The sequence below is a fragment of the Devosia limi DSM 17137 genome (assembly GCF_900128975.1).
GTDB lineage: Bacteria > Pseudomonadota > Alphaproteobacteria > Rhizobiales > Devosiaceae > Devosia > Devosia limi.
Genome location: NZ_FQVC01000015.1, coordinates 26654 through 52125 on the forward strand (window position 1 = coordinate 26654; position 25472 = coordinate 52125).

Below are 25472 nucleotides of genomic sequence, written 5' to 3' on the forward strand. Positions count from 1 at the left end.
CGGATGCCCAGATCAACAGGGCGGCCAGGCTCTCCTGGAAAAGCCGTCCGGCTCACCGAGCGTGAACCGGACGCTCAAACATAGTTCATTGCCTTGGAGCCGAGCCTGCCTGCTGCATCAGCGCGGCTCGAGCTGCATAAACCGTGTCCTCGTCATAGGTTGAGCCGCTCGCCGCCGCCGCGGTCACCAGACGCTCGAGAAGCGCGCGGTCGCGATGCAGTCTGGCAATGGTGGCCACCAGGCCTTCCACATCATCCTGGGGCGCAAAGGCGCCGCCGCCCCGTAGCCTTGTCAGTTCACGCGGATAGGCGGTTTCGTAGCCCACGATCGGGCAACCGGCGACCAGGGCCTCGATCAGGCTACGGGGGGATTCGGGGGTCTTGTGGCAATACAACACGATGTCGCTGGCGCGTAATGCGGCAAACACAGCGTCGCGGTCACCTTCGAAACCGGTCAGCTGCACGCGGTCGCGCAAGGGCCCGCCGTCAACCCGATGCCGCATGTCGGCAAGGGCAGGGCCGTCGCCAATCCAGCGCGCCTGGAATGGCACGTTCTGGCGGGCAAGCCCTTCCAGCACGTCCAGCCAGTCGTCCGGGCCCTTCATTTCGGCGGCCCGGCCAACATAGATGATTGCCAGCGGTTGCTCGCTGCGAACGCGCTGGCGCTTCTGCTCCAATTGGGCGGGGCCGATCTGGTCGTCGGCCGTGGTGTGGGTATCGTAGATGCAGTGGGAATTTTCGTTCCAGGGCCTGTAATGCTCGAATGTATCGCCGCCTTGCAGGAGGGCCACCCGGCTGCGCTTGAGCAAGTGTCGATGGTAGCGTTCCATCAGCGGCAATGTGGCCGATGCTCCAAGCCGCCGTTTCAGCGAGGCATTGCCAAGACTTTGCCGGATGATTGCGGGCTCAACCCGATCGAGCCAGGCTGCATAAGGGCGGCCCTGTCTGCTCGCCTCAAGCGCTGCCACAGCGGGCCAATCGCCGACAAGGCCCCCTATGGTGAAACAGAGATAGTGATGCGATGCGATCGCCCGTGCCAGTGTCGCCCGGGTTTGTCGATAGCTTCGGGCCATCTGCTGCGGTTTGTAGGCGCGCGGCAAGGCATGCAACTCACACCGATCGCCAAAGGGCCGGTCTGAAACATCGACCCAAGTGACGGAACTATCGTCCGCATCGGCTTCCACGCCATAATAGGTCACCGCGTCGAAATGCCTGCACCATTGCCGCAGGCCGGCGGCGGTCTGGTCGTCGATAAGCAGCCGGTCGCCGTCCAGGCGAAGACTGACATGGGTGACAAGAAGCAGACGCTTGGAATCGTAGGTCAATTTCTTCCCCGCTGAGCAAGGGGGGCAGACTGAATAGAATTTGCCAGATTAGCAAATTTACTTTCAGTACATGGAGGGAACACCTGGCGCTGAACCAAAGCCAGTCGCATTTGCGCTGCTCGGTACAGTTCTGCTGCTGCGGAGTGCCGGGCAGGCCCTCCGACCCGGCGTGCACTCATTTCCAGATGGTGTAGTCCTGTCCGGCGTTGCCCTGTTCCCAAGCCTCGTCCCAGTTGATTTCATCGTCGTTCTTCTTGCCGCGATGCGGGTTCTTGCTTTTGTCTTGCTCTGAAGCGCCGGCGGTCCATCCGGCCAGGCGCACCTTCTCGTCGTGGTGTTTGTCGTTTGGCATTTGCATTCTCCTGATGTCGGCCCGGCAGGGGGCGGGTGGCTCTCTTGCGTCGCCATGCCCGAAACCCATCATTTCGGGGACCGCATGGCAAGCGGAAGAGCGCGGGCATCGGTCCTGGCGTAACGCGCCTGTGACCTCAAAAAACGCGGCAATTTGGGGATGAAATAATGGTGCCCCCCGCCGGACTCGAACCGGCACGTCTTGCGACGGAGGATTTTGAGTCCTCTGCGTCTACCATTCCGCCAGAGGGGCACGGCGGCTTGTCTAGCGCAGCCGTGCGCGCGCCGCAACTGTCTGCGGCACAGAGAAACACTGGATATTGTGGTCAATAGGGGCCGGGCATGAAGTCGATGCGGTCGCGCATGGCCTCCCGATCATAGGGCGGCGAGTCGGGGTCGAAGCCGCGCCAGCCTTCTTCTTCATAGCGGGCGCGCCGTTCGGCGATGTCGACCCGGTTGGAGCGCCCGAAGATCGCCTCGGCACTACTGGCGCGGTTCTCTTCAGTGCGCACCGAGACGACACTGCCGCCGCGGCGCACGCCTTCGGCAAAGACATGGGCATCCTGTTCGTGGACCCCCGAGCCGGTGAAGGTGCCGATAATGCCGCCGGTGGCGCCCCCCAGTGCGGCTCCTGCGACTGCCCCGACCGCAGCCGAGACCAGCCAGCCAGCCGCTATGACCGGACCGAGGCCGGGAATTGCCAAAGCACCCAGCCCGGCGAGAAGCCCGCCGGTGCCACCGAGGAGGGCGCCGATGCCAGCACCGGCGCCGGCGCCATCGGCGGCCTGATCCTCAATATAGGTCTCGCCGACCTGATCTTCGTATGTGCTGACGACAAGCGAAATCTCGTCGGCGCGAAAGCCTGCGGCCTCTAGCGCGCGGACGGTTGCTGCCGCGTCCTGATAGTCGTCAAACAAGGCGGTAACGGTTTTCATCGCTGTCTCCGCACACAGATGCCTAGCCAGACTAAACGATCAACCTGCCAAGGCGTTCCTTCAAATGCCCAGGGCCAGCCTGGCAAAATAGACGCCGGCGACGCCGGCCGCCATGGCAGCGAACAGATTGCGGGTGACGAAAAACACCAGTGCCGTCGCCAAAGCCGCCAGAAGTTCGGCGGCGCTGCCAGTGACAATGGCGGGCGCGACGAGCGAGGCCAGAACCGCACCCGGAATATGCCGTAGCCAGGAAGCGGCGAAGCCATGGCGGGGCAATCGATCGGCAAGCAGCAGGCCGCCGGCCTTGACCAGCAAGGTCACGATGGCCATGCCGGCAATGGCAAAGAGGGCCTCAGGACTGGTCAGCACGGACGCGCATCCTTTCTGCAACGGCACCGGCCAGGCTGCCGGCAATGCCGCCAATCAGGATGTACCAGCTGCCCTCGATGAGGCGAGCGGCGGCGATGGCAGCGATGGCGGCGACAAGCCAGGGTATGAGATCGCCCCGGCCTTTCCACATCCCCAGCAGCAGGGCCAGGAATGTCGCGGTGAAGGCAAAATCGAGCCCGTAGGTTGTGGGGTCATCGATGATCGATCCGAGCAGTCGCCCGGAAACGGTAGAGGCCATCCAGCAGCACCAGGCAAGAACGCCGCCGCCCAGCAGGAAGGCAGGGGTGCCGCGCCCCTTGGCCATTTCGCCGACCGTCATGGCCCAGTTCTCATCGGTAACAAGCCACATCATCGCGGTGCCGCGGGGCATCTCGTTGGACCGGAACAGGGGGCGCAGCGTGGCGGTGAGCAACAGATAGCGCAGATTGACGATCAGTGCGGCCAGGATCAGCGGGCCGATGGGCAGGCTGGCCGGGGTGGCGGTCCAGAGGTCAAGCGCCACGAACTGGGCCGAGCCGGCAAAGACCAGTCCACTCATCAGCGCGACTTCAAACAGGCTCAATCCGGCCTGCTTGGCGAGCACGCCCCAGACTATGCCATAGGCCGCAACCGAAATAGCAACGGGAATGCAGGCCCGAGCACCGGCGAAGAATTGGTCAAGGGTCCATGAGGCGGGCGGGGCGGGAGCGTGCATGAAATTTTACTAGCTGGGCGCGGAGGCATGTGCACGGCAAAAGCGAGCGTCCGTCATGACACTTGATGATCGCGCTTATTCAATCTGGTGATGACCCGCGGCGATACGAAGGCGGCCCTTGCCGGGATGCGCGCCCCGCGACGGCGTTGGCGCTGCCGGCTGGAACTACCGACGGGTAGCGGGATCTCCTTGGTGGGTTTTTTCTGTCGGCTGCGGCGCAAAGCTTGGCCATGCGTGCGACGCATCGGGCGGGGTGTGCTGCCCGTTGACGCCTCCCGGTGCGGGGCGTAGAGATTTCGCCGTGCCGTTTCCATGCCTCCAGCGCCCGTCCAGCCGGCACCCCATTTTTCGGGGTGTGAAGTGGTCCCTGCAGATTGCGACCCTTTAGGGTCATGGCAAAGCTGCAATCCGGGCCCGGCGACGCTGTGTAGTTATTCGAGGCTTTCTGGAGAGTTCTCAATGAACCCCGTTTCCAAACCGCTCTGGCAGCGGTTCACTATCTTCCTTGTGCCGTTGATGGCCTCCAATATCCTGCAGGCGCTGTCAGGTACGGTCAATTCGATCTATATCGGCCAGATGATCGGTGTCGAGGCGTTGGCCGCGACTGCCACGTTCTTCCCGATCATGTTCTTTCTGATGAGCTTCATCATCGGGTTGTCGGCAGGCTCGACCATCCTGATCGGTCAGGCCTGGGGTGCGCGCAATCTCGACAAGGTCAAGCAGGTCGCCGGCACCACACTGACGGCGACGATCGCTTTGGGCGTGCTCGTCGCCATTGTTGGGGGCGTCTGGGCCGAGCAGATCATGACCGTATTGGGGGCGCCGGACAATATCCGGGCCATTTCGGTCGGCTATGCGCGCATCATGCTGATCGGCATGCCGGGGTTTTTCATCTTCCTCGTGGTCACCTCGGTGCTGCGCGGGGTGGGCGATACGGTAACGCCGCTGTTTTCGCTGATCCTTTCCATGACGGTCAGCCTGCTGGTCACGCCGGCCTTGATCCAGGGGTGGTTCGGGCTGCCGCAACTGGGGGTCAATGCCGCTGCCTGGGCGTTTATCTCGGGCTTCGTGTCGGTGCTGCTGTTCCTGTTTTTCTACATGCGGGCGCGCAAGATGCCGCTGGCGCCCGATGCCGTGCTGCTCAGGGCGATGATCCCCGATTTCAAGCTGCTCGGCCTGATCCTCAAGCTGGGCGTTCCGGCCGGACTGCAGATGGTGATCTCGTCGGTCGCCGGGATTGTCGTGGTTGGATTGGTCAATCGCTTTGGCTCGGACGCCACGGCCGCCTATGGCGCGCTGGGGCAGGTGATGAGCTATGTGCAGTTTCCCGCCATGTCGATCGGCATTGCTGCCTCGATCTTTGCGGCGCAGGCGATCGGTGCCGGGCAGGTCGGGCAACTGGGAGCGATCACCCGCACCGCGCTGCTGCTCAACCTGGTCATCACCGGGGCGCTGGTGGCACTGGCCTATCTGTTCAGCGAACACCTGGTGGCGCTGTTCATCACCGATCCTGAAGTGGTGGCGCTCACCGAGACGCTGCTCCATGTCGTGCTGTGGAGCATGATATGCTTTGGCTGGAGCGTGGTGTTCTCGGGCATCATGCGGGCAAGCGGTACGGTCTATGCGCCGATGCTGCTGTCGCTGGCCTGCATCCTCTTCATCGAACTGCCGGGGGCGGTGTGGCTGAGCGGAACCAGCCTGGGGCTGACCGGCATCTGGGTCGCCTATGCGGCCAGCTTCACCATGATGCTGGTATTGCAGGCGGGCTGGTACCAGTTCGTGTGGAAGAAAAAGAAGATCAAGGCGTTGATCTGAGGCCAGGCAAGGGCGGTGGACGCGCTTCCACCGCCTGTCTGGTATTCAGCCGGTTGATCGTTGATTAATCCCGGGCGGCGTAGGCCACCTTGCGCGATGCGTCTTCGTCGGCAATGGCAGTCTGGCGGATGTCATAGACCGCGCGGGCGTCGATGATGGCGCCGTGATGCTGGGCCGACCAGTCCCAGAGAGCATTGATCGGGCCGGTCAGGGTCTTGCCCAATTCGGTCAGGCCATATTCAACGCGCGGCGGCACTTCCGGATAGATGGTTCGCGTGACCAGGCCATCGCGCTCGAGATTGCGCAGCGTCAGGGTCAGCATGCGCTGGGAGACGCCATTGATCGAGCGCTTCAGTTCATTGAAGCGAATGGTGCCGGAGCGCGATAGAATGCCCACCACCATAACGCTCCATTTGTCGCCAATGCGGTTGAGCACATCGGACATGGCATTGCAGTTCGCCGATTTGCTCGTGTCTGTCAGTGACATTTCTGTGCCTGCCTGCGAGGGTAACCTGGGCAGTAATATATACATAGTTACTGGTTGTGCCTAGGGCGGTCTGACCCTGTTGTCGGACGACCTGCCGCAGGCGGCGCAGGTCGTCCGAGCGACATGTTGATGCTCGCGGTCTAGGTGGCCGGGCGATGCTCAGCGCCGTGGATGCCGATGTAATAGTCCAGTTCGTCATTGCGCAGGCCCAGCGTTTCAAACACGGCGCCCATGAAGGTCACCGGTGCGCTGCCCGCCGCGGTGACGATCTTGCCGTCTCGCACGGCGTAGGGCTGGTCCTGATAAAGGGCGGCGCCCTTGTAGCCGGTCGGTGGCAAGTTTTCCGTCGAGTTGGAGGTGTGGCGCACAGTGTCCAGCAGCCCGGCCTTGGCCATGGCCAAGGTGGCATCGCAAATGCCGGCTACCGTCTTGCCGGCATCGCGGGCTGCCTTGAGGGCGAGCGAAATATCGGGCGCATTCGGCGTGGACCAGATGGTGCCGCCATTGACCACCAGCGCATCGATCTGGGCTGGATCGATATCTTCAACCGCCATGTCCGGGGTGACCTTGAGGCCAGCGCTGGAGACAACCGGTTTGCCCCCGGGCGTAGCGAATTTGGTTTCGAGCCCGTAATACTGCCGCGCGGCGGCATTGAGCAGGGCGGTTTCCCAATCGGCATAGCCATCGGTGAGAATGGTGACGATAGTGGTCATCGGCGATCTCCGTTATTCATCATGGCTCGACCGTAACCAGTCTCCACACCAGTTTTTGTCAGCAGTCAAACATGGCCAAACGAAGCGAACGATTATTGGTCCTGATGCAGGCATTGCGCCGTCGGCGCCGGCCGGTGACAGGCCAGGTGCTGGCAGAGGAAACCGGGGTGTCGCTGCGCTCGCTGTATCGCGATATCGAAACGCTCAAAACGATGGGTGCGGCAATCGACGGCGAAGCCGGCTTGGGCTTCGTGCTGCGGGCGGACTATTTCCTGCCGCCGCTGATGTTCTCAGAGGAGGAGGTCGAGGCGCTGGTGCTGGGGCTGCGCACATTGGTCCATGGACCCGATGCCGAGATGAGCCAGACGGCGCGCGACGCCACGACCAAGATTGCGGCGGTACTGCCGCCAGAGCGCCGCGGCGACATGGACGCGGTCGGGCTCTTTGCCATGCCGCGGGCGGTGACTGGCACCGACTGGCGGCTGGGGCAATTGCGTCGCGCCATTCGCGAGGAATGGCAGGTGCGGATAAGCTATCGGACGCAGGCAGGGGAGGCGAGCGATCGGGTGATCTATCCGTTGGCACTGGGCTATTACGACAACCGGCAAATCCTGGTGAGCTGGTGCGTCCTGCGCAACGATTATCGCAGTTTCCGGATTGATCGGATGGAAACGCTGGATGTTCTTGACCAACGCCTGCCTGAGCCGCGACGGACCTTGTTTCATCGGTGGCGGACCCGCAACAATCTGCCGGATCTGACCTGAGGGGGGGGCAAAATCCCGTCAGGCGACGGGGCGCCGCATTGAGGTCGCATTAAGCCGCTGTTAAGAGAGGGACCGAAATCAGCCTAACAATCCGGAGCCTCGTCCTCGTGCAGCTTGCCCGACACATTGGCGCTATTGCCCTCGCCAGCCTTCTGAGCCTTTCCGCAGCCCTTGGCGCGGCGCGGGCCAACCCCATGCTGCTCGTGGATATGACGACGCTGGAAGTGCTGTATTCCGATGAAGCGGGCCAGCCCTGGCATCCGGCTTCGTTGACCAAGATGATGACCGCCTATGTGGCGTTCGAGGAAATCGCCAAGGGCACGGTGACGCTGGACACGCCGGTGATCCTATCGCGCAATGCCATCAACCAGGCGCCGAGCAAGTCCGGCCTGCCGGTCGACAGCGCGGTCACGATGAAGGATGCGCTTTACCTGATGCTGGTCAAGTCGGCCAACGACATGGCAACGGCGATTGCCGAGACCATCGCCGGCAGCGAAGCGGCCTTCGTCGGCAAAATGAACGATGTTGCTTCCCGCATGGGGCTGACGGCCAGTCATTTCGCCAATCCCAATGGCCTGCACGATGCGACACAGGTGATGTCGGCCCGCGATCTGGCAATATTGTCGCTCTATATTCGCCAGACTTTCCCGCAATATCTGCCGATTTTCGGAACGGAATCGGTGCAGCTGGGCAAGGCGCGGCTGGAATCCAACAATGAGTTGCTGACCAAGTTTGCCGGTACGACCGGCATGAAGACCGGCTATGTCTGCGCTTCGGGGCTCAATATCGTGGCCACGGTGGAGCGCGACGGCCGCCAGCTGCTGGCAGTGGTGCTGGGTGGCTCATCGGCGCGCGAGCGCAATGAGCGGGCGGCCGAACTGGTGCTGCGCGGGCTGTCGGGTAGCGCTGGCGGGACCGGGCAGTCGGTCTTGACCCTGGGCAACAACGCCGGAGCAGCGCCGGTCGACATGCGCGCACAGATCTGCGGCAAGGAAGCGGCAGAATTCACCAAGGCGCAGCAGGCAGCCTTCCCGATGGGGATGAAGGGCCAGCCCAGCTATCTCAATGACGTCGTCGCGCCGCAGACCTATACCGCGGTCAATCTTGGCCGCGTGCGCACCGGCATCGACCTGCCGCGTCCGCGCCCGCCGCATCTGGCAACTTTCCCCGCGCCGAGCACCGCAGCGGCCCTCGAAGCCGACTTGCGTCCAGGGCTGACGGTAACAGCTACTGCGGACGCACCGTTTCCACTGCCGCGGCCGAATTTCAACTAAGGCTGAAGCGCGGGTGACTGCGCATTTTTGCCCGCCGTGCCATCCATCGACACACTCCACCCACCGGGTCATTCCCGCGCAGGCGGGAATCTTCCTGGTGCGGAGCGGTAGGACGAATGGATTCCTGCCCGCGCGGGACTGACTCCGTGGGGACGGATATCTCTGTGGGATGAATACTGGCGTGGCTTTGGTAGCCTTTGCCGCCCTGCCTAGCCCCGAACGATCAGAAAGCTCAGCACATCGCCATCGGCGCTGGCCGTGCAGGCATGGCCGTTCTGGCGGCAGAACAGCGGGATGTCGATCTTGGCCATGGGGTCGGTGGCCAGCACCAGCAGCGACGCGCCGCCGGGCAGGCTGGCCAGCCGCTTCTCCATCTTCAGCACCGGCAGCGGGCATTTCAGCCCGCGGGCGTCGATGCGTTCAGGCTCAGTTGGCAAGGACGAGAACCCAGTAGATGCCGTAGCTCGAATTGGGGTTGAAGGCGACTGCGACGCCGGCCTTGGTCGCATTGGCATTGAGGCCGGCGGCGTCGGCCGGGCTGTTGCGCCAACCCGAGAAGGTTTCGGCAAAGGTGGCGTAACCGGCACTGAGCTTCATGCCGACAACGCCAGCAGGGGTCTTGGGCGCATTGCCGGTTGCCGCATATTGCGAGGCCAAAGCCTGCGCAGTGCCATCCAGGCCAGCGTCGGACGCCAGCGGTGGCAGGCCATTGGTGGCGCGGTAGGCATTGACGATCGATAATGCCTGAACGCGGTCGAGGCTGGCGCCGGGCGCATCCATGCGCGCGCTCAGGCCGGGGGCCAGGCCGACGCTGGCCGGCCCGCTGCTGCAGCCGGCCAGAGCGGCAATCGCCATCAGGGCAAGTGCAGGCACCAGCATCGGCTTGGTGCGGGACATAACGGACATGAATGATCCTTACGCTGGTACAGAGCTGGCAAGATTGTCTGCTCAACCACAACTCGGTAAAATGGCCTTTGTAAGGCGCTGATTTTAATAACGAATTCTTAACTACAAGTGTTGAGCGCCCGCTTGTCTGTCTATCGCGTAGCATTGCGGCGTGCCGGCGGCAAGCCAAGCGCATAACACCATGCCCCGGCCAGTCCCCGGCTTGGTCATCGTGGGGCGCTATGCAGAGGGTGCTACCATTCCAGCACGATCTTGCCCTTTTCGCCTGCCGCAGCCAGTTCGAAAGCCTGTGCGTAGTCGTCGACGCGCATACGGCGCGTAATGACCTTGCGGACGTCGAGCCCCGATTCCAGCATTGCCAGCATCTTGTGCCAGGTCTCGAACATTTCCCGTCCGTAAATGCCGCGCAGCGTTATCATCCGGAAGACGATCTTGCCCAGGTCGAAGTTGAAGGGCCGTGCCGGCACACCCAAAAGGGCAATGCGGCCACCCATGACCATGTGGTCGATCATCTGGTCGAGTGCGGCCGGGGAGCCGCTCATCTCAAGGCCGACATCGAAACCTTCCTTCATGCCCAGCCTGGACATTACTTCGCGCAAGTCTTCGTTGGCGACGTTTACCGGAACGACATCGGCCACTTCGGCCGCCAGTCTCAGCCGTTCAGGATTGACGTCCGTTATCACCACGCGGCGGGCACCGGCATGGCGGGCAACGGCGGCACCCATGATGCCGATCGGGCCGGCGCCGGTCACCAGAACGTCTTCTCCCACGATGTCGAATGCCAGAGCGGTATGGACAGCGTTGCCAAGGGGATCGAGGATCGCCCCCATCTCGTCATCAATGCCGTCGGGCAGGGGGATGATGTTGAAGGCCGGTATCCTGACGAATTCGGCAAAGGCGCCCGGCAGGTTGACACCAATACCTTTGGTTTCGGGATCGAGGTGAAACTTCCCCGCCCGGCTGGCGCGACTTTTCATGCCCACCACATGGCCCTCGCCCGAAACCCGCTGGCCAACTCTCAGATTGCGGACATCGGCGCCCAGGGCGGCAATCTCGCCGGCATATTCGTGGCCGGTGATGAGGCCGACAGGCACGGTTTTGGCGGCCCATTCATCCCAGTTGTAGATGTGGATGTCAGTCCCGCAAATGCCGGTCTTGTGAACCTTGACGAGGACATCCTCTGGTCCGATCTGGGGGATCGGACGATCCTCCATCCAGATGCCGCGTTCCGACTTGGCCTTGACGAGTGCTTTCATCCGATGATCCCCAATTCCTTGCCGGCCTCGGCGAATGCGCCGATCGCGAAGTCCACGTCCGCTTCGCTCAGTGCAGCCGACATCTGGGTGCGAATGCGCGCCTTGCCCTTCGGCACCACGGGGAAAAAGAAGCCTGCAACGTAGACACCACGTTTATCGAGGGCCGCAGCCAGATCCTGGGCTTTGCCAGCCTCTCCAAGCATGACCGGAATGATCGGGGTCTCACCCTCCAGCAGGTCGAAGCCGGCTGCGGCCAGTCCAGTGCGGAACCTGCGCGTGTGGCTCATCAGCGTTGCTCGCAGATCATCGGACTTGTCGGCAAGCTCGAGCGCCTTCAATGAGCCTGCCGCGACGGCTGGTGCAAGTGCGTTGGAGAAGAGGTAGGGCCGGGCGCGTTGCCGCAGCAGATCGATGGCCTGCTGAGGCCCGGCGATAAAGCCGCCCATCGCGCCGCCGAGGGTCTTGCCGAACGTTCCGGTGATGATATCGACATGGGTGGCGGTCAGGGCGCCGGTGCCGCGTCCCCCGGGCCCGAGATGGCCGGTTGCGTGGCAGTCATCGACCGCAATAATGGCGTCGTATCGGTCGGCCAGGGCGCGGATTTCGGCCAGTTTGGCGATGTGGCCGTCCATCGAGAAAACGCCATCGGTGACGATCAGCCGGAAGCGGCTGCCATCCGATATCGCCTGTTTCAGCTGGGCCTCGAGATCGTTCATGTCGCTGCTGGCATAGCGATATCGCCTGGCCTTGGACAGGCGTACGCCATCGATGATCGAGGCGTGGTTGAGGGCGTCCGAGATGATGGCGTCCTCTGGCCCGAGCAGGCTCTCGAACAGTCCACCATTCGCATCGAAGCATGCCGCGAACAGGATGGAATCGTCCTTGCCGAGAAACCTGGCCGTTGCCTGTTCAAGCTCGCGATGCAGATCCAGCGTCCCGCAAATGAAGCGGACGGACGCCATGCCGAAGCCATAGTGCTGGATAGCGTCGATCGCGGCCTTCGCGATTTCGGGATGGTCGGCGAGGCCGAGATAATTGTTGGCGCACAGGTTGACCATTGTGCGAGGGCCCACCGCAATGCGGCCGCCCTGCGGTCCGGTAATTTGCCGTTCGCGCTTCAGCATGCCGGCGCTTGCTATTGTATCGAGCTCGCTTTGCAGGTGCTTGAGAAAACCGGATTCCACTGGAACCTCCCTTTTGGCCACTAATCCAATATATCGGAAATTCCGGCGGGGCAATGGACTTCTAGCGATACAGCAAGACCAGCAGGCCCGTGGCGGTTTCGGTGCCGCCATTCGCGATGGCGTGCGGGACGTCGGCCGGGTAGCGAGCGGTCTCGCCGCGCTTGACTTCCGCCTCGCCGCGGCCGCTCCTGATGATGATGCCATCCGTCCAGGCGGTGAAGTGCTCCACCGCGCCCTTGGCATGGGGGTCGCTGTCCAGCCGGCCGCCTGCCGCTATCTCGACTGCGTACCATTCCGTGTGCCCTGCCAGCCTGGGCGGGCTCAATATCTTGAGCCGGCAAAGTCCGTCACCGCTCCGGATTTCCGGCGTATGGGAGGCGGGCGTGACTTCAATGACGTCATGCTCATTGGTGGTAGCACCGCCGGCGATGAGGTCAGCGAAATCCAGTCCCAAAGCCTGGGTCAGGCTCCACAATACCGCAAAGGTGGGATTGGCCTCGCTGCGTTCGATCTGGCTGAGCATCGATTTCGAGACGCCAGACATCCCCGCCAAAGCCTCAAGGGTCAGGCGCCTGGCCTTGCGCTCGGTCTGAATGACCGGGCCAATTTTGGGACTGGAATTCACTGTCACACTCCGCGCTCCATTCCGGTATGACGGATATCGCGGCGGCGTGTCCACTGCTAATTGACAAGCATGCTGCTCATGCTGGCTCGGTAGGGCGGGTCATGCTGGCCGCTGCTGGTTCTTGCTTGCTGGCAACTGAAAGGCCGTCATCGATAGCGGCCAGCTCAGGCAAGGCGCTTGCCCTGTTCGTCGATAATGACTTCGCCGTCCTCCTTGCTGAAGGGGCCGATGTCCGGGTTTTCCAGAATGTCCAGGACCAGTTCCGACGGACGGCAGAGCCGCACGCCGCGCGGTGTTTCGACAAATGGCCGATTGAGCAGGATGGGATGCGCTGCGATCGCGTCAAGCAGGTCGTCGTTGGTCAGGGCGGGGTTATCGAGGCCAAGGTCGGCATAGGGGGTGCCCTTCTGTCGAATGGCCTGACGCAGCCCGATGCCGGCGGCCCGCACCAAGGCGAGGATGCGCGCGCGGTCAGGCGGGTTGGTCAGATAGGCGATGACGAGCGGCTCGACACCCGATTGGCGGATCATGGCCAGCGTATTGCGCGACGTGCCGCAGTCGGGGTTGTGAAAGATGGTGACGGTCATGACCATTCCAGCAGGGGTGAGATTGGCGGTGGCGCGGGCAATGTCCGCAACGCTTAGTTGGGGGCGGCCAGTTCCGGCGAATTCGAGAAGTATCGCCGGCCGAACCAGAGTGCCAAATGCACCAGGGCGACGAGAACGGGCACCTCCACCAGCGGTCCGATGACCGCGGCGAAGGCGACCGGGGATGCCAGGCCGAATGCCGCGATGGCAACGGCGATGGCCAGCTCGAAATTGTTGCCGGCTGCAGTGAAGGCGATTGCCGTGGATCGCGGATAATCCCTGGCGATCCATTTGCCCATGAAGAAGCTCACGGTGAACTGGATCAGGAAATAGATGGTCAGCGGCACTGCGATCAGCAGCGCATCGAACGGCAGGCGCACCACATCGCCGCCCTTGAGACTGAACATGGCCACGATGGTGAAGAGCAGCGCCAGGAGCGTGATGGGGCTGATGCGGGGCAGGAAGACCTGCTCATACCATGCATTGCCCTTGGCGCGGATCAGGAAGAACCGTGTCAGGAACCCGGCGAGGAATGGAACGCCCAGATAGATCAGCACCGCTTCGGTGATGGTCCAGAACCCGACATTGATAATGCTGCCTTCCAGCCCGAACAGGGGCGGCAGCACGCTCAGGAACAACCAGGCATAACTCGAGAAGAACAGGATCTGGAAAATCGAATTGAAGGCGACGAGCCCGGCCACGTATTGGTTGGAGCCACCGGCAAGCCGGTTCCAGACCAGCACCATGGCGATGCAGCGGGCCAGCCCGATCAGGATCAGTCCCGTCATGTATTCCGGGTGGCCGCGAAGGAAGATCACGGCCAGCAGGAACATCAGAACCGGCCCGATGATCCAGTTCTGGACGAGCGAGAGCGCCAGCACGCGTTTATCGGCGAAGACCTCGTGCAGGGCTTCGTATTTCACCTTTGCCAGCGGTGGATACATCATCAGGATCAGGCCGATGGCGATCGGAATATTGGTGGAGCCGACCGCCATGGAATCGAGGGCAGCGGGAAGACCGGGGATCAGGGACCCCAGGGCGAGACCGAGCGCCATGGCGGCGAAGATCCAGACCGTGAGGTAGCGGTCCAGGAAGGAAAGGCGCAGGGGCGCCGGATTGACTGACATGGAGGGATAACCAGGTTTGTTCGGGAAAAAGCCGGCATCAGGCGCGGTGGTCGATGCCTGATCGCGTCAAGCCACGTCCGGCGCCCTGGCGGTGGTTCCCTCCATGGCGCCGATGCTTTCGAGCCTCGAGTTCAAGGCCATGCGATCAATGCTGGCGAGTGGCAGGTTGACGAAGGCGCCGATGCGGTTGCGCAGGTAGCGCAGCGCATCCTCGAAGGCAGCACGCTGCCGGAACGCGGGCCCATCGACCGCTGCGGGATCCGCGATGCCCCAATGGGCTGTTATCGGCTGACCGGGCCAGACCGGGCAGGTCTCGCCGGCGGCGTTGTCACAGACGGTAAAGATGAAATCCATCTTCGGTGCCCCGGGCACGGCGAACTCGTTCCAGGCCTTGGAGCGCAGGCCATCGGTGGGGATGCCCAGCTTTGCGAGTGTTTCCAGGGTCATCGGGTGGATCGCGCCTTTCGGGGTCGAACCCGCCGAATAGGCGTGGAAGCGGCCTTGGCCGATATGGTTGAGCATGGCCTCGCCCAGGATCGAGCGGGCCGAATTGCCGGTGCACAGGAACAGGACATTGTAGATGCGGTCAGGCATGGCTCGGCTCCTTTGGCGCACAGCAGGGCGTGAATTCGGCAATCAGGGGTTCGCACAGGTCCGGTCGACCGCCACAGCAGTCCTGCACCAGAAAACTCGCGATCTCCCGCACGCGATCAACCACCGCTCGATAGACGATGGACCGGCTGTGCCGTTCGGACTCGATAAGCCCGGCGCGGGTCAGAATGGCCAGATGCGTCGACATCGTGTTTTGCGGAACCGCGAGGCGCCGCGCGATGTCACCCGCCGGCAGGCCTTCAGGTTCATGCTCCATGAGGAGGCGAAACGTATCGAGACGCGTTGCCTGGGACAGGGCGGCGAAAACGGTGAGGGCGTGATTTGATTCCATGTATCGAGCTTTATCGATATGTTGAATTGCAGTCAACGCCGTGGTGAAGCGCCGGGTCTGCGGCTGCGGTCAGGCCAGATTTGCCGCAGGAAACACCGGGCCTGTCGCAGGAATGGTCGCGTCGAGCACGGGCCACAAGGGGCGAAGGCGGCCGATATGCCTGCTTGCTCCGGTGCAACGGGGCGGAAGTGGCCGGAACGCCCGAGCGCGCGCGGGCGGCCTGGGCGCAACAGGTGGTGTCTCCCCGTTCCGAGTACGGAGCGAGCCTGCAGCGCGGGCGCGCGCCGGCGGTGCGACGGTGAATGGCCCCTGCAGGCTTGGGCTAAGGCTCCAGGGACTTCAGGTAAGCCACAATCGCCGCTGCCTGATCGGGGTCGAACTCAAACTGGGGCATTTCGGGATGGGCGGTGACGATGCCTTCCACCAGAGCCTCGCTGAGAAACTCCACGTCGTAGCGCAGGTGCAGGTCGCGAAACCGCGGCGCAATTGCCAGGGGACTCTCGCCGCTCGATGCGGTCGCGTGGCAATCGGCACAATACATGGTCACCAAGGCCCGCCCGTTCTCGACCGGGTCGAACTCTTGTGCGGCCAGGCCAGCAACGCAGCATAGCGATATGGCGACGCCCAGGGCAATGCGTATGGACATGCTCATGCTGCCCGGATCGCTGTTTCGATGTCGCTGATCGGGTGCCCGGTCAGATCTTTGGCAATCTCACCCAGCAGCTTGGCCGTCAACGCCTTGTGGTAGTGCTTGCGCATCTCGCCGAGGGCCCGCGGCGCGGCGATGATCACCAGGCCGTCGATCTTGCCCTCCAGTATGCCCCTGTTGAGCAGGGCGACGATGCCAGCAGCAAAGCCATCCTCGGCGGCCTGATTTTTGTCTGGATTGCCTGTACTGTTCTGCCGCGAACCAGAGCCCTGAATGTCCTCGTCGACACCGGGATGCGCGGCCGGCGTCAGGTTCAGTCCAGCCTCGTCACCCGAATTGCGAAACAGGTTGAGCTTCTCGACATCGGCGACCGCAATTGTCGTGCCTTTTGGTAGCATCATCGAACGTCTCCGTAATCGTTAGACAGAAGGGGGGGGCGCCAGACAAACCGGCGCAGCGTGCTTCAGGCCGCACTCCATCCCATATCGACCGGAAGCACCGCGCCATTGAGGTGGCGGGCCGCGTCGGAGGCGAGAAACAAGACGGCGTTGGCGATATCGATCGGCTCCAGGGTGCCAGGGCTGCTTGAATGGTATGCGCCCAGGCGGCCCAAGGCGGCCTGATCAAGCCTGCTGTTGTCGACGCTATCCATGATATTGGTGCTGACGCCGCCAACCGCCAAAGCGTTGCAGCGCAGGCCAAGCCTGGCATATTGGAACGCCGTGCTCTTGGTCAGACCGATCAGCGCGTGCTTTGATGCGGTATAGGCGGCGCCGGCCGCACCGCCGCCGGTCGCGGCCACCGACGCAATGTTGATAATGGAACCGCCTCCCTGCGCCAGCATTAAGGGGACGGCGCGCCGCATCGCATACATCGGACCATCGACATTGACCGACATGCACCGACGCCAGGTCTCATTGTCGAGGTCGGCAACCGACTGGAACAGGTCCATGACGCCGGCATTGTTCACCAGAATATCAATGCGCCCGTATTCGGCAATGGCGCGGTCGATCATGGCAACGCAGTCGGCCTCGACGGCGACATTGCCGGTCATGCCGATAATGGTGCCGCCTATGTCGGCGACCGCTGCGGCAATGGCTTCGGCGTGCCAGTCGACAGCCACGACCTTTGCGCCCTCGGCGACAAACAGCCGGGCAATGGCGAGGCCTATCCCAGACGCGGCTCCGGTGACGACTGCGACCTTATCTCTTATCTGCATGCGCACCTCCATGGTGGCGCACCCTACGCTCGTTGTGGCAGACGGCGTTGACACAGATCAAAGGGACAGGATGGGACTGTCAGCGTTCTCGCGGACCGCGATGGGCGGCGGCGCTGACAGATGAGGCGGTGCGGGTGGGCGTGTTCGTGGTGACCCCGATGAGATTCGAACTCATGACCTTAGGATTAGGAATCCTACGCTCTATCCAACTGAGCTACGGGACCACTGCCTTTGGATAGCAAATGAGCAATGCTAGCGGAACCCTTATTGCACGACGGCGCCGCATTCGTACAGCTAACTAGCGCCGCACATCAAAGGGCAAAATTGAGGCTTCGTAGGGTGTCGTGCAGAGGCCGCGTGAACTTGCTCCAAATGGCAAAAAGCCCCACTTTCCAGGCCGGAAAGCAGGGCAAGTCAGCAAGCGCGCAGAGGGATCCGTTTGCCTGCTATTCGTTCAGCGCTGAAGCGACCGCATCGAATTGATGTCGGCGATCCGAAACATCAGCTTTTCAAGTTCGCGCTGCGGCATGTTGGGAAAGCGCTGCGCTAGCTGCTGTTGGTTCAGCTCCAGCAGGTCATATGGATTGATCCCATTGGCTTGGGTGGCCATGCTCACCGGCACTGCCGCAGCAGTATCTGCCGCTATGGAAACTCCACACATTGCGGTTGCCACAACCGCCGCCAAGACCAAAGCTCTCATGCAAAACCCCTGAAATGTCCTCTAAAGGAAACATTACAGCCAGGCTGTCTGAGAGTAAACATAAATGTCCCCTATAGGGGATCGAGAAGCGTTGTCCCGCAACAGAGTTTGCGGACATGACATTGATCGAGACTTTTGGCCGTAACGTTCGCCAGGCCCGCAAAGACAAGGGCTGGACGCAAGAGCAGCTGGCGTTCGAAGCCGGTGTGAAACGGGCCTATTTGAGTGAGGTCGAGAATGGCCAGCGCAATGTCAGCTTGGATGTGGTTGAGAAGCTAGCAAAGGCATTGGGGGCTGAACCAGGCGCTTTGATGGATCAGGCCTGAAATTCACGGTTTCAGAAACCGAATTCTTTCAGTTTTGCGAGATGGCTTTCTCGTCTAGATTCAATATTCGCCAATTCACCCACATAGTTGCGCCCTGCCATCCAGGCATCGATTGACCTAGCGACAGGCAGGTCACAAAGCTTCTTTAGCGCGCCAGAGATTATTGTGTGTAGGTCAGCATTTTCATAATTGAGGTGATGCTTCACCGCGTATTCCCGCGAACGCAGTGATCGCAAAAGGTCGTCGCGTTCATTGCCACGCTCATAACTGATTTCTCTTTTCGTCAATTCCTTTTTGAGCGTGCTCCACGCACCGCCTTCGTCAAGCGGCGATTCGTCAAAATAGTCGTAGAGCTTGAAACCGTATTCGAGCAGCCGTTCTTCGAAGCCATGTAGATCGTCGTCAAACTTCCGCCCATCATCCGTAATCTGCAAAACTTTATGCGGGGAGCTTGAAACAATCCTGATGAACCGGGCACGATAAAAGTGACGATCTGCACCGAGGCGGTCGGAAGCATTTTGGACGATCTGATGCCACATTGGCGCACCACTTCGGACAACATTCATCGCTGCATCTTCGTTGCTCCATGCACGAAGTTTTCTTTCCCCTATGAGTTCCTTGACTTCGCGAACAGTTGCTTGGCCTTTCCGTTCGTCTGCTAGAGCCCGTAAGATGAGAACAAGCGCTTCTTCCTCTTTCAATCTCGGCACATACGACATTTCGCGCCCCTTGGTTAAGCCAGCAAATAGGACGTTAAATCTGTCAAACAGACAAGGCGTGTATGCCCGCGTTCCATCAAAGGAACATCAAGGATCGTGGGCGCTCTTGAACATCCATTGCCCTGCATATTGTCGGGCCCACCAAATTCAGCTAGGCTTAGCGTGCATACTACAGGGTGGCGTTATTTGGCGCTCTCCTTTGCCCGTTTATGCGGCCCAATGCGGGAGCCGGCGATTACACCGGCTGCAAATCTGTTTCATTGCCCTAGCACTCAGCGGGGGACAAATGAAACCGGTGTGCACATGGCTAAAAACAAAATCATCAAACTTCGGGATGCCGCCTTCATCCTTCAAAATGGGCAGTGCTTCTATTGCGGTTGCCAGATGGTCAAAGCTTCAGCGCCTCGTGGTTCGATGCAATCTGCCTGCACCGCTGAACATATGATCCCGAAGTCAGAAGGCGGGGCCAGCTCTTCGGTCAACATCAAAGCGGCTTGCAGGTACTGCAACCACACACGCCACAAAATGAAGCCTGTTCTAAGTCCAGAGGCGTACCGCAATCATGTCCGCCGTCGGCTGGCCGAGGGAAAGTGGCGCCCACATTCTGCGAGAATGCTTTCCTAATTCACGATATTAGCTAAAGTCGCTCCGTAAATGTCAGGGCGTCAATAATGAGCACAGTATTCCTAGATCAATCTGGCATTGTAGGTGCCATAAAATCTCTGCTTGGGACTAGTGATGTTGCCAAAGTAGCAGTCGCTTTTTGGGGCGCTGGCGCGGCAGAACGCATTGGAATTGGTCAATCAGGCAAAAATCTGAAGATCATCTGTAATCTGGACTCGGGAGCATGCAACCCATCTGAGATACGAAAGCTGTTGGCGGTTGATGGTGCGGTCGTCCGTTCTCACCCAAGGCTGCACGGCAAAGTATACTGGACGCCAAAGGGTGCCGTCATTGGCTCCTCCAACGCGTCATCGAATGGACTTGCGGTGGAGGTCACCAGCACTGCAGGATGGATAGAAGCAAACGTGCTAACTGACGAGAGTCATCTACTTGTGTCAGCTGAACACTGGTTTGATATGATGTTTGAAGGTGATGAGGCCTACGAAATAGGTGACCAGCAATTAGCTCAGGCACAAATCTTGTGGGATCAGCGTAGAGCGATTGCGCCTTCGGGGGCGCGTCTCAACTTCGATCTGTTTGAGGCCGTCCGGAACCATGCCGGGCATGGTGCTTGGAGCTCCGTCAAGGTCGTGATTACAACTCGACCTCTGAGCAGCGAAGCGCAGGAACAGCACAATGTCCTTAAGCTTGATGCAGGTTTCGCAGGTTTAGAGCCATACGAAGGCATGTCCGATCTGCTCAATCCAGGCGATTGGCTCATAGATTTTGACTTTTCCGGTCGTCGCGCCACGTCAATGGGTGTGTGGGAGGCCCCTAACGCTGCTGTGGTGCAGGGTGATCTTTTCTACGTGCGTCGGAAAATCGGCGACGCAATCGAGGTTTCTAGCTTCGGCAGGTTGCTGCTAAGTGCTGAAGATCAGGCTGCGATCATCACCCACGCAAAAGACATAATGATGCATTTCGGAAGTCAGGAGCGGGGTGTTTTCTGCGAAAGCATCGAAGTCGTGGTGGGCTATTTCGACAAGCTTAAGCGCGAGGCTGAAGAGGCCAGTGGCTACAAGTTTGGGCCGTTTGCTGCTGCATTGAAACGCGCAGGGGTGCAAACCAATTCAGGCAGGGGTTTTTGGGGCGGCCGAGCCGAGGATGGAGTGCCAGTGTTAACGTCTTGGTTGGGTACAAGGGAGGCTGACGGGACGTACCCAGTTTGGAAACCTCAAAAGAACTACGGCGGGCTCAAATCTTTGTGGGAGTCTGGCAGCATTGCGGTTGGTACGGAAGTTCGACTGATCCTCTTAAAGCCGGGCAAGGGAAATGGAGATCAGGCCACGGTTGCAGGCGCTGCTCTGAGCGAGGTCCCTTGGCGCATAGCAAGCATTGGTGATGGCGTCACATACGAAGCACGTGTGATACCCACGCAAAGCTGATGATTGTTCGGCTGCATGGCGCAGCTTTTTTGTTGATCTAGGAGCCGATTAAATCGAGTAGAATTTGTGCCCCCAAACACAAAAAACCTAGTGTATCGGGTCCACCCGAATGGAGGACTGGTGATCGCTCCAATTGAAGTTGCTCGTCGAGCAAATGACATTTACCGCGCGCTTTCCAACGCCAAAACTTGGGGTGAGTTTCGCATCCTTCTTCCAGCTGGGGAGTGGGACGTTGTCGTAAAATTTTGGAAGGCATCGATGAGTTTTACGATGACGATGGAGTGGCCATTTGGGAGTTTGGACACCATAAGTTCGATGGCTATGAGGATATTCCAGCGGCTTCCGATGGCGACTATCCGCCATGGATTCAAAGTTCGATGCACGAGTTTATCCCTCGGCAGCTGCTGGAGCGATTTGGCAGTCGTCAGTCATCTGCTATCAATGGCTATTTTTGGTTCATCGGCGAGGACCGAGCAGAGGAATTGCTAAACGCCATAAGGGGAGAGGGGTATTCCGTCGCTCCAGGCGGTGATCTGAAGTTTTTCTAACCACAGCGGGATGATGCGCAGGAGAGCATGATGGGGGGGCAGCAACGTGGGCTGCTGGGCTTCACGAAAGACCGGTATGGGCAGTTAGTCGAACATCAGAGCCTGCCAGCCGCTTTCGCGCTTCCAACGGCGTAGGCGGATCAGTTGCAGGCGCAGCGCGCTGAGCCGAACACGCGATTGCCAGCGATCTCGGTCGGTTTTGGCTTCTTCCCATTGATCCGCGTAGATGCACTCCTGCAGGCCTAGACCGAATTCCAAAGAGTGAACCACGCTGGCCAACTCAAGCAGGCTGAACGCACTGAGCCGCTGGTAAGCATCGTGGTTGCCAAGCCATTTTTGGGAATAATCATCAGTGTCCGTGATAAGGCCCAACAGCGTGAGCTGGTGGGCAGTTTGGCGTATCACCGGCCTTAGGCTTGTGGCGATGAGGTATGCGATTGTCGGAGCGTGCAATGGTCAGACCTTTGCCGGCTTGGCCTTGGGTATCACGCGTACAAACGGCGAGACCTTCAGCTGTTCATCAAGTTCGCCCGCGGCAATGGCATCCCGCAGGGTCTTGAGGGTTTCCGGCAGTGCCGTGAATCCCCGCTTTGCGCGGACAACCAAATTTTGTATTGACCAAACTGATCAGAAGACGAGTCTGGCATTGGCACCAGAGACACCTTGTGGCCCGTCCGAGCCTCGAATTGATCGATCTGACTCCGCAGAAGCTCCAGACCGTTTCCGATGTTACTGGATGCAACCGCCAGTTCCGCAGCATTGATGGTGGACGATGAGCACAAAAGCACGGCAGCGCAAATCAACGTATTCAACGAGTTCAATTATCAGCCTCAAAATTTGCAAATAAACATCTGTCCTGTAAGATTCGCGGTCTCGTTAGTCCAGACCGGCGAATTTGCTCGGCTTGCCGGCTATATTGCTGATAGCAGCGGAACATAACGGTCGATGCTCTTCCCGGGTGACTCTCGGCGAGGTAGTGGTGCCGGTTTCGGTCGCTTTTGGGCCTCAATCGGGCGAAAGCCCTCATGCGATCGCCGGCGACCTTAATGGGCGCTAACGACCCCATCTCCGCCATTTGCAGCCAAATTTCAAAATCCTGAAGCTGCCATTAGTTGCACGGGACGGCATTGGCTTCGCTCCCCATTCCGATCGCTCGTCAGGCCTGCCGTTTGTCCCGAAGCGGATCGAATCGTCCCCACCGACGGTTGTTAGAGATATTCCTTCTTCAATCGGTACGGCGGCAGGCCATAGGCTCGATTAAACTGCTCGTAGAACTGGCTTATTGACGAAAATCCGGCTGCGAAGGCGATATTTTCCACTGAGAGATTGCTGCTGAACAGAAGCTCCCGTGCCCGTATCAGGCGCATGCGGACCACAAATCGGTGAATGGAAATGTGCATCACACGCTTAAAAAGGGTCTGTACATAGTTGGGATGCAGGTCCACAGCTAGGCCGATCTCGGCAATGTCAAATGGTTCGCTGATGTGTTCGGAGATGAAACGGATCATCGCCACTACATGGCGCAGTGGTGTTGCCCTATGCGAATTGGTGTCCCGCGCCACGATCCAAGGGGGAAGCAAAGTTTCCCAACCCACCATGGAGGCTCGACGCAACATAACGCCAATTTCAACCTTTAGTAGGTCCGCGCGGTCGGTGTCCCCACTGCGGTAGTCGCGATACCATCGCTGCAATGTATTGGCATCGACCGCATCGGGAGAAAGCGCGACAACACCACCGCCCATGACGCACTCAGTCATCTGTCCAAGCTTGGGCAGGTACAGGAAACTGTCCAGTGGGAAGTAGATGTTGCACTGCCTAATACCGGTCGAAGCGTCGCTCGGGATTCCGACGGCCTGGTGAGACACGCCGGCCCAGAATAGCACAAGCTTGTTCGATGGCGTGTGCACCTGCCGCCCGTCGAATACATAAGTCATGGATCCTTCGGTGAGCCAGTTGAACTCGATGTGCCCGTGACTGTGGGGAGCAGTCATCAATTGCGGCGTAAACCAACGCATGCCGAAGCGTCCAAATGCCGACATCGAGGAATAGAAGCTTCTGTCCGGCCTAGTCACCGGCGCTCTTGATTTTGTCCGTGTGTCTTCGTGATACATGTCGCCTCCATCGACAGGTCCATTGGCCGTCGCCGCACCGTTCCGCGAGACGCCGAATTCTTGACGGCCAAGCCCCGAATTATGATGAGACTTCCGCACGGCGGAATCTACCGGCTAAAGGCGTAAGGTTACTTTTCCGGAAGAGTTCATGTAAAATCCGAATTGCTGTTCCTGCCGCTTTTTGGCAATTCATGATCAACAATGGGCGTTTAGACCCGAAGATCGGCGCCCAAGGAGGGACATCAATGAATATCCCATCGCTCGACGACCACTAGTGTCCGCCATACAGGTATCAGCTGCCGCCCTTGCGGCCAGATGAACTGCACAGGCCGCTGCCCCCACACACTCTTCAAAGTCCGCGCGGCAATAGCCGTGCTCGTCCAGTCATGCCCAGCAGGAAGATTATGTCCATTCTAGCCAATAAGCCGAAAGTTACCTTCATTGGAGCAGGGTCTACCGTGTTCATGAAGAACCTGGTGGGCGACATCCTGATGCGGCCAGCACTCGCCAACTCCAGCATTGCCCTAATGGACATTGATCCCATCAGGCTGGAGGAGAGTGCCGTCATCGCGGGCAAACTGGCCCAGGCCATCGGCAGCAAGGCAACTATCACCACATACTCTGATCAGCGTGCGGCACTTGAAGGCGCCGACTTTGTCGTCGTTTGTTTTCAGATCGGCGGATACGATCCGTGCACGATTACAGATTTCGAAGTTCCCAACAGCTTCGGGCTGCGCCAGACAATCGCTGACACACTGGGAATTGGTGGCATCATGCGGGGCCTTCGCACTGTGCCGCATTTGTGGAAAGTCTGTGAGGACATGCTCGAAGTGTGTCCCGGTGCCCTGCTGCTGCAATATGTGAACCCGATGGCTATCAACACTTGGGCCATCGCAGAGCGCTATCCCACCATTCGCCAGGTTGGCCTGTGCCATTCAGTGCAGGGCACGGCTCAGGAACTTGCTCACGACCTTCAGATCGATACGGCGACCTTGCGCTATCGGTCAGCGGGCATCAATCACATGGCATTTTTTCTGGAGTTTGAGCAGCGGCAGACCGACGGTTCATACCGAAACCTCTATCCGGACCTGCTCGCCGGCTACAGGTCCGGCACATTTCCAAGGCGCATGCGCCATCCGCGAAGCCCCAATAAGGTGCGCTATGAAATGCTGGCTCGCCTCGGCTACTTTGTTACCGAGAGCTCAGAGCATTTTGCAGAATATGTCCCTTACTTCATCAAGGATGGTCGCGCGGACCTGATCGAGAAGTTTGGCATCCCGCTGGACGAATACCCGAAACGCTGCATTGCGCAGGCCCGGCACTGGCAGGCTGAAGCCGACCGGCTAAAGGCTGGTACCGCCATTGAGGTTCGTGAAACGCACGAATATGCCGCCGACATCATCAATTCGGTCTGCACCGGCACCCCCAGCGTCGTGTACGGCAATGTCCGCAACACCGGCCTTATTACGTCCCTTCCAGATGGATGCGCTGTCGAAGTACCTTGCCTCGTTGATGCCAGCGGCATTCAGCCGACCTATATCGGGGAACTTCCGCCGCAACTCACCGCGCTGATGCGCACCAACATCAACGTGCAGGAACTGACGGTAAAGGCCCTGATCACCGAAAACCGGGAACACATCTATCACGCCGCAATGATGGACCCCCACACTGCCGCCGAACTAGATCTCGATCAGATCTGGTCTCTGGTCGACCAACTGGTCGAGGCGCACGGGGACTGGCTGCCGCGCTGGGCGCGCGCATAACTACGGCTGACAGG

Annotated in this window: 32 protein-coding genes and 2 tRNA genes; 9 read left to right on the forward strand and 25 right to left on the reverse strand. The window is 60.1% G+C overall.

Features of this window, described 5'->3' with window-relative positions; translation table 11 throughout:
- Positions 1–85 precede the first annotated feature (85 nt).
- The 6 genes from BUA69_RS18195 to BUA69_RS18215 all read right to left on the reverse strand — a co-directional run bounded on the left by BUA69_RS18195 (position 86) and on the right by BUA69_RS18215 (position 3694).
- Entirely contained in the window at positions 86–1324 is a 1239-nt protein-coding gene (locus BUA69_RS18195; RefSeq protein WP_046134027.1) for a glycosyltransferase, read from the reverse strand.
- A gap of 175 nt (positions 1325–1499) precedes the next feature.
- A complete protein-coding gene (locus BUA69_RS21090; RefSeq protein ID WP_160300093.1) occupies positions 1500–1676 on the reverse strand; it encodes a hypothetical protein in 177 nt (58 codons plus the stop codon).
- Between the two features lie 168 nt (positions 1677–1844).
- Positions 1845–1928: transfer RNA gene (locus BUA69_RS18200), tRNA-Leu, on the reverse strand.
- 73 nt (positions 1929–2001) lie between these two features.
- Positions 2002–2610 carry a hypothetical protein gene (locus tag BUA69_RS18205; RefSeq protein ID WP_046134028.1) on the reverse strand — a complete coding sequence of 203 codons (609 nt, stop codon included), beginning with the start codon at positions 2608–2610 and terminating at the stop codon, positions 2002–2004.
- Positions 2611–2670: 60 nt separating this feature from the next.
- Entirely contained in the window at positions 2671–2979 is a 309-nt protein-coding gene (locus BUA69_RS18210) for an AzlD family protein (RefSeq protein WP_052950382.1), read from the reverse strand.
- Complete coding sequence (locus tag BUA69_RS18215) at positions 2963–3694, reverse strand: AzlC family ABC transporter permease (RefSeq protein ID WP_046134029.1); 732 nt, start codon at positions 3692–3694, stop codon at positions 2963–2965. The genes BUA69_RS18210 and BUA69_RS18215 overlap by 17 nt, the downstream gene beginning before the upstream one ends.
- A 459-nt stretch (positions 3695–4153) precedes the next feature.
- Here BUA69_RS18215 and BUA69_RS18220 point away from each other — a divergent pair, with 459 nt between their 5' ends.
- A complete protein-coding gene (locus BUA69_RS18220) occupies positions 4154–5509 on the forward strand; it encodes an MATE family efflux transporter (RefSeq protein ID WP_046134030.1) in 1356 nt (451 codons plus the stop codon).
- 64 nt (positions 5510–5573) lie between these two features.
- Here BUA69_RS18220 and BUA69_RS18225 read toward each other — a convergent pair whose 3' ends face one another.
- A complete protein-coding gene (locus BUA69_RS18225) occupies positions 5574–5996 on the reverse strand; it encodes a winged helix-turn-helix transcriptional regulator (protein ID WP_046134031.1) in 423 nt (140 codons plus the stop codon).
- Between the two features lie 140 nt (positions 5997–6136).
- A complete protein-coding gene (locus BUA69_RS18230; protein ID WP_046134032.1) occupies positions 6137–6709 on the reverse strand; it encodes a DJ-1/PfpI family protein in 573 nt (190 codons plus the stop codon).
- Between the two features lie 71 nt (positions 6710–6780).
- Between BUA69_RS18230 and BUA69_RS18235 the strand changes: the two genes are divergently transcribed.
- Both BUA69_RS18235 and BUA69_RS18240 read left to right on the forward strand, forming a co-directional pair.
- Positions 6781–7473 carry a helix-turn-helix transcriptional regulator gene (locus BUA69_RS18235; RefSeq protein ID WP_046134033.1) on the forward strand — a complete coding sequence of 231 codons (693 nt, stop codon included), beginning with the start codon at positions 6781–6783 and terminating at the stop codon, positions 7471–7473.
- A 107-nt stretch (positions 7474–7580) separates the two neighbouring features.
- Positions 7581–8747 carry a D-alanyl-D-alanine carboxypeptidase family protein gene (locus tag BUA69_RS18240; protein WP_052950383.1) on the forward strand — a complete coding sequence of 389 codons (1167 nt, stop codon included), beginning with the start codon at positions 7581–7583 and terminating at the stop codon, positions 8745–8747.
- Positions 8748–8956: 209 nt separating this feature from the next.
- On the opposite strand, the gene BUA69_RS21350 is transcribed toward BUA69_RS18240, so the two are convergent.
- From BUA69_RS21350 to BUA69_RS21095, 14 genes are all read right to left on the reverse strand, one after another.
- The gene (locus tag BUA69_RS21350; RefSeq protein ID WP_072866625.1) at positions 8957–9184 is read right to left on the reverse strand and encodes a sulfurtransferase TusA family protein; all 228 of its coding nucleotides are present in this window, start codon (positions 9182–9184) and stop codon (positions 8957–8959) included.
- Positions 9174–9653, reverse strand: a complete 480-nt coding sequence (locus BUA69_RS18250; protein ID WP_046134034.1) for a CAP domain-containing protein — start codon at positions 9651–9653, stop codon at positions 9174–9176. The genes BUA69_RS21350 and BUA69_RS18250 overlap by 11 nt, the downstream gene beginning before the upstream one ends.
- Positions 9654–9886: 233 nt before the next feature.
- Complete coding sequence (gene tdh / locus BUA69_RS18255) at positions 9887–10909, reverse strand: L-threonine 3-dehydrogenase (RefSeq protein WP_046134035.1); 1023 nt, start codon at positions 10907–10909, stop codon at positions 9887–9889.
- The gene (locus BUA69_RS18260; protein ID WP_072866626.1) at positions 10906–12093 is read right to left on the reverse strand and encodes a glycine C-acetyltransferase; all 1188 of its coding nucleotides are present in this window, start codon (positions 12091–12093) and stop codon (positions 10906–10908) included. Before BUA69_RS18260 ends, tdh begins: the two co-directional genes overlap by 4 nt.
- 61 nt (positions 12094–12154) lie before the next feature.
- Positions 12155–12718, reverse strand: a complete 564-nt coding sequence (locus BUA69_RS18265) for a helix-turn-helix domain-containing protein (protein WP_244468696.1) — start codon at positions 12716–12718, stop codon at positions 12155–12157.
- Positions 12719–12882: 164 nt separating this feature from the next.
- A complete protein-coding gene (arsC, locus tag BUA69_RS18270; protein WP_046134037.1) occupies positions 12883–13305 on the reverse strand; it encodes an arsenate reductase (glutaredoxin) in 423 nt (140 codons plus the stop codon).
- A gap of 53 nt (positions 13306–13358) precedes the next feature.
- Positions 13359–14432 (reverse strand): ACR3 family arsenite efflux transporter, encoded by a 1074-nt coding sequence (arsB, locus tag BUA69_RS18275; RefSeq protein ID WP_046134038.1) that lies wholly within the window; start codon positions 14430–14432, stop codon positions 13359–13361.
- Positions 14433–14498: 66 nt separating this feature from the next.
- Entirely contained in the window at positions 14499–15026 is a 528-nt protein-coding gene (locus tag BUA69_RS18280; protein ID WP_046134039.1) for an arsenate reductase ArsC, read from the reverse strand.
- Complete coding sequence (locus tag BUA69_RS18285) at positions 15019–15375, reverse strand: ArsR/SmtB family transcription factor (RefSeq protein WP_046134040.1); 357 nt, start codon at positions 15373–15375, stop codon at positions 15019–15021. The genes BUA69_RS18280 and BUA69_RS18285 overlap by 8 nt, the downstream gene beginning before the upstream one ends.
- 322 nt (positions 15376–15697) lie before the next feature.
- Entirely contained in the window at positions 15698–16021 is a 324-nt protein-coding gene (locus tag BUA69_RS18290) for a c-type cytochrome (RefSeq protein ID WP_178371405.1), read from the reverse strand.
- Between the two features lie 2 nt (positions 16022–16023).
- Positions 16024–16425 carry a host attachment family protein gene (locus BUA69_RS18295; RefSeq protein WP_046134042.1) on the reverse strand — a complete coding sequence of 134 codons (402 nt, stop codon included), beginning with the start codon at positions 16423–16425 and terminating at the stop codon, positions 16024–16026.
- Between the two features lie 62 nt (positions 16426–16487).
- Positions 16488–17243, reverse strand: coding sequence for an SDR family oxidoreductase (locus BUA69_RS18300; RefSeq protein WP_046134081.1), 756 nt, complete (start codon positions 17241–17243; stop codon positions 16488–16490).
- Between the two features lie 147 nt (positions 17244–17390).
- Positions 17391–17467 (reverse strand) — tRNA-Arg (locus BUA69_RS18305).
- Positions 17468–17697: 230 nt separating this feature from the next.
- Positions 17698–17853: a hypothetical protein gene (locus tag BUA69_RS21095; RefSeq protein WP_160300094.1), complete on the reverse strand. Its 156-nt coding sequence runs from the start codon at positions 17851–17853 to the stop codon at positions 17698–17700.
- Positions 17854–18059: 206 nt separating this feature from the next.
- On the opposite strand from BUA69_RS21095, the gene BUA69_RS18310 reads away from it, so the two are divergent.
- Positions 18060–18269 carry a helix-turn-helix domain-containing protein gene (locus BUA69_RS18310; protein ID WP_046134043.1) on the forward strand — a complete coding sequence of 70 codons (210 nt, stop codon included), beginning with the start codon at positions 18060–18062 and terminating at the stop codon, positions 18267–18269.
- An 11-nt stretch (positions 18270–18280) separates the two neighbouring features.
- Here BUA69_RS18310 and BUA69_RS18315 read toward each other — a convergent pair whose 3' ends face one another.
- Positions 18281–18988 (reverse strand): hypothetical protein, encoded by a 708-nt coding sequence (locus tag BUA69_RS18315; RefSeq protein ID WP_143154577.1) that lies wholly within the window; start codon positions 18986–18988, stop codon positions 18281–18283.
- 303 nt (positions 18989–19291) lie between these two features.
- Here BUA69_RS18315 and BUA69_RS21580 point away from each other — a divergent pair, with 303 nt between their 5' ends.
- From BUA69_RS21580 to BUA69_RS18330, 3 genes are all read left to right on the forward strand, one after another.
- Positions 19292–19612 carry an HNH endonuclease gene (locus tag BUA69_RS21580; protein WP_072866627.1) on the forward strand — a complete coding sequence of 107 codons (321 nt, stop codon included), beginning with the start codon at positions 19292–19294 and terminating at the stop codon, positions 19610–19612.
- Between the two features lie 47 nt (positions 19613–19659).
- Complete coding sequence (locus tag BUA69_RS18325; protein ID WP_143154578.1) at positions 19660–21036, forward strand: phospholipase D family protein; 1377 nt, start codon at positions 19660–19662, stop codon at positions 21034–21036.
- Positions 21037–21281: 245 nt separating this feature from the next.
- Positions 21282–21584, forward strand: a complete 303-nt coding sequence (locus tag BUA69_RS18330) for a hypothetical protein (RefSeq protein WP_046134046.1) — start codon at positions 21282–21284, stop codon at positions 21582–21584.
- Between the two features lie 84 nt (positions 21585–21668).
- Here the strand turns inward: BUA69_RS18330 and BUA69_RS18335 are convergent, their stop codons facing one another.
- Positions 21669–21989, reverse strand: coding sequence for a hypothetical protein (locus BUA69_RS18335; protein WP_178371406.1), 321 nt, complete (start codon positions 21987–21989; stop codon positions 21669–21671).
- A gap of 321 nt (positions 21990–22310) precedes the next feature.
- Between BUA69_RS18335 and BUA69_RS20820 the strand changes: the two genes are divergently transcribed.
- Positions 22311–22523, forward strand: a complete 213-nt coding sequence (locus tag BUA69_RS20820) for a hypothetical protein (RefSeq protein ID WP_143154580.1) — start codon at positions 22311–22313, stop codon at positions 22521–22523.
- Between the two features lie 269 nt (positions 22524–22792).
- On the opposite strand, the gene BUA69_RS18340 is transcribed toward BUA69_RS20820, so the two are convergent.
- The gene (locus BUA69_RS18340) at positions 22793–23695 is read right to left on the reverse strand and encodes a helix-turn-helix domain-containing protein (protein WP_082093714.1); all 903 of its coding nucleotides are present in this window, start codon (positions 23693–23695) and stop codon (positions 22793–22795) included.
- Between the two features lie 404 nt (positions 23696–24099).
- Here BUA69_RS18340 and melA point away from each other — a divergent pair, with 404 nt between their 5' ends.
- The gene (melA, locus tag BUA69_RS18345; protein ID WP_046134049.1) at positions 24100–25458 is read left to right on the forward strand and encodes an alpha-glucosidase/alpha-galactosidase; all 1359 of its coding nucleotides are present in this window, start codon (positions 24100–24102) and stop codon (positions 25456–25458) included.
- Positions 25459–25472: the final 14 nt, after the last annotated feature.

Bases quoted from the DNA above. Each gene is read 5' to 3' on its own strand.
- BUA69_RS21090 (WP_160300093.1), bottom strand. From the start codon at position 1,676: ATGCCAAACGACAAACACCACGACGAGAAGGTGCGCCTGGCCGGATGG.
- BUA69_RS18205 (WP_046134028.1), bottom strand. From the start codon at position 2,610: ATGAAAACCGTTACCGCCTTGTTTGACGACTATCAGGACGCGGCAGCA.
- BUA69_RS18215 (WP_046134029.1), bottom strand. From the start codon at position 3,694: ATGCACGCTCCCGCCCCGCCCGCCTCATGGACCCTTGACCAATTCTTC.
- BUA69_RS18220 (WP_046134030.1), top strand. From the start codon at position 4,154: ATGAACCCCGTTTCCAAACCGCTCTGGCAGCGGTTCACTATCTTCCTT.
- BUA69_RS18225 (WP_046134031.1), bottom strand. From the start codon at position 5,996: ATGTCACTGACAGACACGAGCAAATCGGCGAACTGCAATGCCATGTCC.
- BUA69_RS18230 (WP_046134032.1), bottom strand. From the start codon at position 6,709: ATGACCACTATCGTCACCATTCTCACCGATGGCTATGCCGATTGGGAA.
- BUA69_RS18235 (WP_046134033.1), top strand. From the start codon at position 6,781: ATGGCCAAACGAAGCGAACGATTATTGGTCCTGATGCAGGCATTGCGC.
- BUA69_RS18250 (WP_046134034.1), bottom strand. From the start codon at position 9,653: ATGTCCGTTATGTCCCGCACCAAGCCGATGCTGGTGCCTGCACTTGCC.
- tdh (WP_046134035.1), bottom strand. From the start codon at position 10,909: ATGAAAGCACTCGTCAAGGCCAAGTCGGAACGCGGCATCTGGATGGAG.
- arsC (WP_046134037.1), bottom strand. From the start codon at position 13,305: ATGACCGTCACCATCTTTCACAACCCCGACTGCGGCACGTCGCGCAAT.
- arsB (WP_046134038.1), bottom strand. From the start codon at position 14,432: ATGTCAGTCAATCCGGCGCCCCTGCGCCTTTCCTTCCTGGACCGCTAC.
- BUA69_RS18280 (WP_046134039.1), bottom strand. From the start codon at position 15,026: ATGCCTGACCGCATCTACAATGTCCTGTTCCTGTGCACCGGCAATTCG.
- BUA69_RS18285 (WP_046134040.1), bottom strand. From the start codon at position 15,375: ATGGAATCAAATCACGCCCTCACCGTTTTCGCCGCCCTGTCCCAGGCA.
- BUA69_RS18290 (WP_178371405.1), bottom strand. From the start codon at position 16,021: ATGTCCATACGCATTGCCCTGGGCGTCGCCATATCGCTATGCTGCGTT.
- BUA69_RS18295 (WP_046134042.1), bottom strand. From the start codon at position 16,425: ATGATGCTACCAAAAGGCACGACAATTGCGGTCGCCGATGTCGAGAAG.
- BUA69_RS18300 (WP_046134081.1), bottom strand. From the start codon at position 17,243: ATGCAGATAAGAGATAAGGTCGCAGTCGTCACCGGAGCCGCGTCTGGG.
- BUA69_RS21095 (WP_160300094.1), bottom strand. From the start codon at position 17,853: ATGGCCACCCAAGCCAATGGGATCAATCCATATGACCTGCTGGAGCTG.
- BUA69_RS18310 (WP_046134043.1), top strand. From the start codon at position 18,060: ATGACATTGATCGAGACTTTTGGCCGTAACGTTCGCCAGGCCCGCAAA.
- BUA69_RS18315 (WP_143154577.1), bottom strand. From the start codon at position 18,988: ATGTCGTATGTGCCGAGATTGAAAGAGGAAGAAGCGCTTGTTCTCATC.
- BUA69_RS21580 (WP_072866627.1), top strand. From the start codon at position 19,292: ATGGCTAAAAACAAAATCATCAAACTTCGGGATGCCGCCTTCATCCTT.
- BUA69_RS18325 (WP_143154578.1), top strand. From the start codon at position 19,660: ATGAGCACAGTATTCCTAGATCAATCTGGCATTGTAGGTGCCATAAAA.
- BUA69_RS20820 (WP_143154580.1), top strand. From the start codon at position 22,311: ATGTTACTGGATGCAACCGCCAGTTCCGCAGCATTGATGGTGGACGAT.
- BUA69_RS18340 (WP_082093714.1), bottom strand. From the start codon at position 23,695: ATGTATCACGAAGACACACGGACAAAATCAAGAGCGCCGGTGACTAGG.
- melA (WP_046134049.1), top strand. From the start codon at position 24,100: ATGTCCATTCTAGCCAATAAGCCGAAAGTTACCTTCATTGGAGCAGGG.